Origin of the sequence: Cuspidothrix issatschenkoi CHARLIE-1 (genome assembly GCF_002934005.1) — a bacterium.
GTDB classification, from domain to species: domain Bacteria; phylum Cyanobacteriota; class Cyanobacteriia; order Cyanobacteriales; family Nostocaceae; genus Cuspidothrix; species Cuspidothrix issatschenkoi.
Genome location: NZ_PGEM01000175.1, coordinates 1 through 7,846 on the forward strand (window position 1 = coordinate 1; position 7,846 = coordinate 7,846).

The following is a 7,846-nucleotide window of genomic DNA, read 5'->3' on the forward strand; positions in this document are numbered from 1 at the left end:
ACGTAATTATATTTTAATTATACAGTTTAGCTGCACATTAGCTTAATAGCAAAGGGTTTCACTCTTGCCTCTTGCCTATTGGCTTCTGCTATACAATTTGAGTATTAGACATCTTCGGTAAAGATTGTAGAGACGAGAATACCTACCCATGGAACGTCTCTACAGGGGTTTTATGTCACGCATATTTAATTTTCACCAGATGTCTATTAGGAATTGGGGTAATTTACCTCCTGGACAAAACCCCCAATCTCAAAACAAAAACAACCCCCAAATTTGGAGGTTGTGAATTTTTATTTTTAAAACAAACCTGATTATTTTATGGACATAATACAAAGGGAAGCTAGAAAAGCGGCGACAATGTAAAATACAGCCACTACTTGCAATTCTGACCAGCCAGTTAATTCTAAATGATGATGTAAAGGTGCCATTTTAAATAAACGTTTACCTTTGCCGTCTGGTCCTTTTGTTGCTTTATAATAGCTAACTTGTGCCATGACAGAGAGGGTTTCTATAAAGAAGATACCGCTCAGGATAAACAGGGCTACCAAGCTATTTGTTAACAGTGCCACCGCAGCTAAAGCTCCACCCAGGGCTAAGGAACCGGTATCACCCATGAAAACACTTGCGGGGTTGCGGTTATGGGCTAAAAAGCCTAGGCAGCTACCACTGACAGCAGCACAGAAAACCATTAAGTCGGGAGAAGTTGGCGCGATAATTACACCTAATGCGAAGATAGCGATCGCTACTGTTCCCGCCGCTAAACCATCAATACCATCTGTTAAATTAGTAGCATTGCTCTCTGCAACCAAAACAAACCCGGCTACAGGCCAGAACAATAGCCCCAAAGGTAGGGATAAACCCACCCAAGGTAAATGGATATTAGTTATACTAAAGTCACCTTTAAACATTAGCCACAGACAAAACATCCCCCCAAATATCACTTGCAGGGCTAATTTAGTCTTGGGAGAGATACCTTTATTCGACTTACGGCGTAAAATTTGCCAGTCGTCTATCCAACCAATTAAACCATAACTGAGTGTTAAAGCGGAAACCGCCAACACATCTTGAGAAAAATCCGATAATATGCAAGCCATTACCACTGCTACAGGGATGAAAAATATACCCCCCATAGTTGGCGTGCCGGCTTTTTTCAAATGAGCTTGGGGCCCATCTTCCCGAATAATCTGACCTGTTTTCAGTGCTTGTAACATGGGTATTACCCACTGTCCTAGAATGGTGACACCGACAGCACAGAGTAAAAGAGGCAGGGTGAGGGAGGTAACAGACCAAGGGGTTCTATTTGCCAGCCCATCTAAAATTAAAGCTGTTATACTGAGTAAAGAGGCCAGTAAAGAGGCCAACCCGATTCCCGAAAAATTCAAACTTTGGTTAGGAGATAATTTAGCATCCACAGAAAATTTCCCTCACTCCACACTTAAAACCTAAGTAAAACAATAGAAGCTATTTTTGCTCCGTAGTTCCCAAAATATTGTATACTAATCTTCTTCGATAACGACATCATCGTCGTCGTCATAATCAATATCACTAATGCCATCGTCTCCGCCTAGAAAATCGGGTATTACTTCTATATCGTCTTTAGAGTCTGCATCATGTACATCACGGGCTATAAGTCGGCCACCTGCTCGCAACCAGTCCAACATGGAGGACTCTTGTTTTAAGGGAATAACTGCTGCCCGTTGGTTACGGGGGGCTTCACGAAGGGGAGAATCTAACATATCAACAATGACATCGAGGGTTTATATAACTAGACATTAAGAGTTTATCATTTGATAGCAGTTAATTTTATTCCTTCATACAACTCTTTAATTGTTAAATCCGAATTAAAGGAAATTTTCATTTATTCACGAAATTGTAGCCAAAACGGCATCATTTAATGAGTTGGATGATTATAGGCAGCAATATTAATATCTAAGTTCATGATGCAAACTCTGAAGGTAAAGGGCAATGATAGGCAAATCCACTCTAATTGAGGCCGTTGCAGGAACAAATCGGGGTTTATTAACCAATTCCTCACAACAACAAGCTATTTTAGCAGCGATCGCTAATCTAGAAGACTTTAATCCCACTCCTAGGCCATTAGCAGCTAGTAATTTATTAGAAGGCAACTGGCGACTACTATACACCACAAGCAAAGCCTTACTAAACATAGACCGTTTACCCTTTTGTAAGCTTGGTCAAATTTACCAATGTATTCGGGTAGAAAGCAACAGTGTTTACAATATAGCTGAAATTTATGGCATTCCTTCCTTAGAAGGATTAGTCAGCGTTGCTGCTAAATTTGAACCAGTTTCCCAACGGCGTGTGCAAGTAAAATTCCAACGCTCGATTATTGGTTTACAACGCCTGATAGGCTATACATCACCAGAAAATTTTATCCAACAAATTGAATCGGGGCAAAAATTTACAGCCTTTGATTTTCCCATTCAAAGTGAACAACAACAAGGTTGGTTAGATATTACTTATATAGATGATGATCTCCGTATTAGTCGGGGTAACGAAGGTAGTGTTTTTGTATTAACTAAAACATAGCACTTTTTACACAAGGCCTTCCGCCATGAAATTACTCTATTCTTGGTTTTTTGTCAAGGGATATCAAAAAACTTGACAATTGATAAACAGGGAAAACCCAGCAATTTGACAAATAACTTAACAAAACCACAAGCAAACGCCTCCAGGTTGTAGAGTAAAAACAATCAGCCCTCATTTAATGGCAATTCATACTTCAAAAGGGAAGATACAACATGGTTCAACGTGGTTCTATAGTACGTGTTCTCCGCCCTGAATCCTACTGGAATAAGGAGCTTGGTACAGTGGTTTCTGTTGATAAAACTGGCATCAAATACCCTGTAATTGTCCGCTTTAACAAGGTTAATTACAATGATATCAACACCAACAACTTCGCTTTAGATGAATTAATCGAAGTGAAAGCACCTGCTGCTAAACCAGCAGCAAAATAAACAGCCCAGTGACTAGGGGACAGTTTCATGGGATGATAGCAGGAGATATCAAGGCAGAAATCCGGGATATTAATTTTGCTTGACCATACCTGCCCCTATAAAAATTATTTGCTTGAATGCCTGAACTGCCTGAAGTTGAAACAGTCCGACGAGGTTTAAATCAATTAACCCTCAGTCAAGAAATTACGGGGGGAGATGTGCTGCTACAACGCACCATCGCCTACCCGTTTTCTGTTGATGAATTTATTCATAGAATTAAAGGTAATACCATCACCACCTGGCATCGTCGTGGTAAATATCTCCTAGCGGAACTCTCCCCTGCTTCCTCATTAGGTGTTCATTTACGTATGACTGGTCAATTACTATGGTTAGATCAAAATGAACCTTTACACAAACACACCAGAGTTAGGTTATTTTTTGGAGACAAACAAGAATTACGCTTTGTTGATCAGCGCACCTTTGGGCAAATGTGGTATGTTCCTCCTAGTGTGGCGGTAGAAAGTATTATTACAGGTTTAGCAAAACTGGCAGTTGACCCCTTTTCCCCAGAATTCACTGTTGAGTATTTGGCCGATAAATTAAAAAAATCCCGTCGTCCCATTAAAACTGGCTTATTAGATCAGTCAACGGTGGCAGGATTAGGTAATATTTATGCAGATGAGGCTTTATTTAAAAGTGGCATTTTACCCACAACTTTGGGTATAGAATTAAAACTTCCCCAAATTGAACTTTTACGAACGGCAATTATTGAAGTTTTATCAGCCAGTATTGCCGTAGGTGGGACAACTTTTAGCAATTTTCTTAATGTTAAAGGTGTGAATGGTAATTATGGCGGTGAAGCGTGGGTTTATAACCGGACGGGAGAACCCTGTAAAGTTTGTGGTAATGTTATCCAGCGAATTAAATTGGGTGGCCGTTCTAGCCATTTTTGTTGTCAATGTCAGCATTAGATTTCGGTAAGTATTCAGCTATAATCATCATTGATTGTTCAGGACTTACCCAAGAATCACGGAGTAACGAACCACAGAGGCACAGAGTTCACAGAGAAATGAGGAGTTATCTTTGTTCCCTGTTCCCTGTTCTCTGTTCCCTTTCCTCACAGGGAACTTTTTCAGCAAACCCTATTTAATTTTGATGTTGAATTTGCCTAACAACTGTCAAAGCTGAATAACTTACTCCTGCTGTACCTTCTCCTGGATGAGTTGAGTCACCAACTAACCACAAATTATTAATAGGTGTACGATTTGCAAAACCAAAGGGGCCAAAGGTAGGAATTCTTTGACCAATACCGCCGACAATTCCCTTTTGTCTACCTGTATAATGGGCGAAGGTGCGAGGTGTGGCCGCTTCTATATAAATGATGGTTTCTGGTTTTAAATAGAAATATTGGGAAAGTTTAGAAATTGCATCTTGGGTAAATTTTTGTTTTAACTCTTCATAGTTTTGAGTTTCCCACCAGGGAGTAAAATCAACAAAGGATGAGGCGATAATTGTGGCTTTTCCTATTGGTGCGCGGCCATCTCCTTCATGACTTACAGATACAAATAGGGAATTATTTTCCCCAATTGGTCCATTGATATCATATAAAAATTGTAAATGAGGTGGACAATCAGGAGGAATTGCACTTTTATCTACACCTATATAAACAACAAATGCACCGGAAGGAGGAGTTAGTTTTTCTACTCTTTGTTTATATCCCAATGGGGCTTTTTCTCCTAATAATTCTACTAGGTTTTGAACGGTGACGTTAGCAATTATATGATCTGCTGATTCTGTCCAAGTCTCCCCAGTTTTCTGATTTTTAATAACTACACCGTTAGCTTGGCCATTGTCAACGTTGATTTTTTCGACGGTGTGACGCATTAATAATTTACCACCATCTCGTTCTAAGGATTCTACCAAGCGATCGCTCAATACTTGCATACTGCCTTGCAGATGATACAATCCTTGGGGTGATTGGGATACACTCAATGCTGTTGCTGCATAAAGTAAAGCGGTTTCTTCAGCACTAACTTGAGAATATAATTTTAGTTGTAAATCTAAAAATGTTCTGAGTCTTTTATTATTGCCTAAACCATATAATCTTAAAGCATCTCCCACTGTCATAAAAGTGAAAGGTGCGGTAATAAATGTACTCGGACGCACTGCTTTGATTAATTGTTCTAAATCCCATAAATTACGCGGTGGTAAAATGGGATCACGTCCTTGAAATTCCCAACTAGCATTAAATAAAGTTGTTAATAATTGCCAAAAAGGTTCACTACCCGGAAACTGTTTTTGGCGTTCTTCTTGCCATTTTTGAGGATCACGCCAAACATTAATGGGTGTGGACTCTCCCGGAAGATATACCGCACAAGCCGGATCACAATATGTAGCTGCGGGTAATTCTATATTTAATTCGGAGAAAATCCGGTGGTGTATTCCCCCAGGTTCTAAACCTGCAACTTGCGTTGCACCGACATCAAAGGTAAATCCTTGACGTTTAAAGGTAGAAGCGCAACCACCAGGAACTATGGCTTGGTCGAGGATAAGGACGTTATAACCTCTGTGTGCTAATAATGCTCCGGCTGTGAGTCCACCTATACCCGCACCGATGACGATGATAGGGGATTGATTGTTTGTATGTGTAAGATTTGACATTGATAATTAACTTTACAATTCTTCATATTACTCATTATAAGTTTACATTAAATCGGGCATTGAAGCATTTCTGTTTTTCCACCAATGTCCAAAAATTGATGATAATTTAGGGGTGGTCGTGGTCTAGTTATTGTGATCTGGGTATCTTGCCCCCCCGAAAACAATGAAAAGGCAAAAATAGGATATACTTTTTCATAGAGTGAGGGTTAAATTATTACAAATTATTAATTAAACATACGTGTACTTTAAAGAGGTATATTATCATGTGGCTTAAAAGTATTAAACTCAATAATATCAAAGGATTTACAGAACAAACAATATCCTTCGACAATAAGAATAAACCCTATAAATGGATCACTTTATTAGGTGAAAATGGAGTAGGAAAAAGCACATTACTTCAAGCAATAGCTTTACTTTTAGCTGGACCAGATGCAGCTAAGAAACTGATGTCATCTCCCCAAAATTGGGTAAGAAATGATTCAAAATATGGTCAATTAACCGCAACTATACAAAAAACTAATGATGATGAAGGCATGATGCAAAATCAAGGTAGAAATAAATTTTCTTATGACTATTCTTACTTTTTTATAGGGGATAAAAATACTAGAATTGGTAAAGATAATTATCCAGCAAATACACTAAATGCTAAAAACTCAGAAACCATTGAATGGTTAAGGACAAATGCTTTTACTTTAGATTCTCAGGGTTGGTTTGCTGCTGGTTATGGTCCATTTCGTCGCCTTTCACGTACTGAGAAAAATCCAACAAGTTTAGGAGAACTGAAAAGAAAAAATCGTGAAACTAATTTTGACACGCAATTTAAGGAAAATGATAGTTTAAGCACTTTTGAAGAATGGATGGTTTTTTTAGATTATCGCATTGCTAAAAATCCTGATGATTCTAAATCTAAAGAAATGAGAAGATTAGGGGAAGAGGCAATTCTGGAACTTTTACCTGGAAATATTAAAATAGATCAAGTTAGTAATGATGGTATTATCATTTTTTCATTAGAAAATCAGCTAATTCCCATCACTCAATTATCAGATGGTTTTCGTAGTATTATCGCTTTAGCTGGAGATTTAATTTGGCGTTTACTGCAAACATTTTCTCATTTTGAAGATAAAGATCCAAGAGAAGCATCGGGTATTGTACTCATAGATGAATTAGATATTCACTTACATCCTGTTTGGCAAAGATTGATCGCTCAAAAACTCAGAACTGTTTTTCCTAATTTACAGTTTTTTGTAGCTACTCATAGTCCTTTTATTACTGCCGGTGCTGGAGATGATGTACTGACTTTAAAACTAAAAATGATCAATGGAGAAGTCCAAATAGAGGAAGTTGAAAATATTGCAGCTTATGATTTTGATTATATTTTAAGAAGTCCTGCTTTTGGTTTGGTTTCAACTCATTCTCCAGATGTACAAGATAAAATTGATCGTTATGATTACCTCACAAGTAATAGAAATAATTTAACCACAGAACAACTGCAAGAATATGAAGAATTACGACAATTTATGAAAGAATTTAAACCAATAGGAGGTAAACCAGAACCAGGTAGTTTAGAGTATGAGATTGAGAGATACTTAGAGGAAAAGTTAAAGTGATTCCAGTGACAAGAACAAGTGAACCAGATTTTCTTAAACAAAATGCTAATAGATGGTTAAAAGAACTGCAAACAGCAATTATCAATCTTGAACAAGTAAAAAGTAATTCTATATCAAAACCACAAGACATTAAAACAGCAAAGACAAAAGTAAAAAATGCCCAAAATAAATATAATCCAGGTAAAGTAAACAAAAGTGGCATCAATCCTGTCAAGCAAGCACTGTATGATATGTTTTGTGGTAAATGTGCCTTTTGTGAAACTAAAGTTGAACTGTCAGCAGGAAGAATTGAGCATTTTAAACCGAAATCTCGATATATTGATTTAACTTTTGATTGGAATAATTTTCTCTATTCTTGTGAAGTGTGTAATAATGCTGAACATAAAGGAGATAAATTCCCTTTAGATTGTGATGGTACTCCTTTATTAATTAATCCTACCGATGAAAATTGTGATATATATCAATATCTTGACTTTTATTGGGATGGAAATTTAGCTAGTATTTATGGAAAGGATGGAAGGGGAAAAATTGTTGTAGAAATATTTGACCTCAATCGAAAAGATTTAAGAACAGAAAGAAGCGAAGTAATAAACATAGGACTTACGCAACTGGCACAAGCGA

8 protein-coding genes are annotated in these 7,846 nt (G+C 37.6%); 5 read left to right on the forward strand and 3 right to left on the reverse strand.

Features of this window, described 5'->3' with window-relative positions; genetic code table 11:
• Window positions 1-311: 311 nt before the first annotated feature.
• A complete protein-coding gene (gene mraY, locus CUN59_RS19055) occupies window positions 312-1,412 on the reverse strand; it encodes a phospho-N-acetylmuramoyl-pentapeptide-transferase (RefSeq protein WP_104389316.1) in 1,101 nt (366 codons plus the stop codon).
• Between the two features lie 84 nt (window positions 1,413-1,496).
• A complete protein-coding gene (locus CUN59_RS19060; RefSeq protein WP_104389317.1) occupies window positions 1,497-1,736 on the reverse strand; it encodes a DUF3134 domain-containing protein in 240 nt (79 codons plus the stop codon).
• 229 nt (window positions 1,737-1,965) lie between these two features.
• On the opposite strand from CUN59_RS19060, the gene CUN59_RS19065 reads away from it, so the two are divergent.
• The 3 genes from CUN59_RS19065 to CUN59_RS19075 all read left to right on the forward strand — a co-directional run bounded on the left by CUN59_RS19065 (window position 1,966) and on the right by CUN59_RS19075 (window position 3,928).
• Window positions 1,966-2,550: a PAP/fibrillin family protein gene (locus CUN59_RS19065; RefSeq protein ID WP_104389318.1), complete on the forward strand. Its 585-nt coding sequence runs from the start codon at window positions 1,966-1,968 to the stop codon at window positions 2,548-2,550.
• A gap of 212 nt (window positions 2,551-2,762) precedes the next feature.
• The gene (locus CUN59_RS19070; protein WP_104389319.1) at window positions 2,763-2,978 is read left to right on the forward strand and encodes a photosystem I reaction center subunit IV; all 216 of its coding nucleotides are present in this window, start codon (window positions 2,763-2,765) and stop codon (window positions 2,976-2,978) included.
• A gap of 116 nt (window positions 2,979-3,094) precedes the next feature.
• The gene (locus CUN59_RS19075) at window positions 3,095-3,928 is read left to right on the forward strand and encodes a DNA-formamidopyrimidine glycosylase (RefSeq protein ID WP_104389320.1); all 834 of its coding nucleotides are present in this window, start codon (window positions 3,095-3,097) and stop codon (window positions 3,926-3,928) included.
• A 175-nt stretch (window positions 3,929-4,103) separates the two neighbouring features.
• Here CUN59_RS19075 and crtD read toward each other — a convergent pair whose 3' ends face one another.
• On the reverse strand, window positions 4,104-5,618 hold the full coding sequence (gene crtD / locus CUN59_RS19080) for a C-3',4' desaturase CrtD (RefSeq protein WP_104389321.1): 1,515 nt from the start codon (window positions 5,616-5,618) through the stop codon (window positions 4,104-4,106).
• A 263-nt stretch (window positions 5,619-5,881) separates the two neighbouring features.
• Between crtD and CUN59_RS19085 the strand changes: the two genes are divergently transcribed.
• Window positions 5,882-7,225, forward strand: a complete 1,344-nt coding sequence (locus CUN59_RS19085) for an AAA family ATPase (RefSeq protein WP_104389322.1) — start codon at window positions 5,882-5,884, stop codon at window positions 7,223-7,225.
• Window positions 7,222-7,846, forward strand: a 625-nt coding sequence (locus CUN59_RS19090) for a retron system putative HNH endonuclease (protein WP_104389323.1), incomplete at its 3' end; no start/stop codon positions are given. The genes CUN59_RS19085 and CUN59_RS19090, both read left to right, overlap by 4 nt.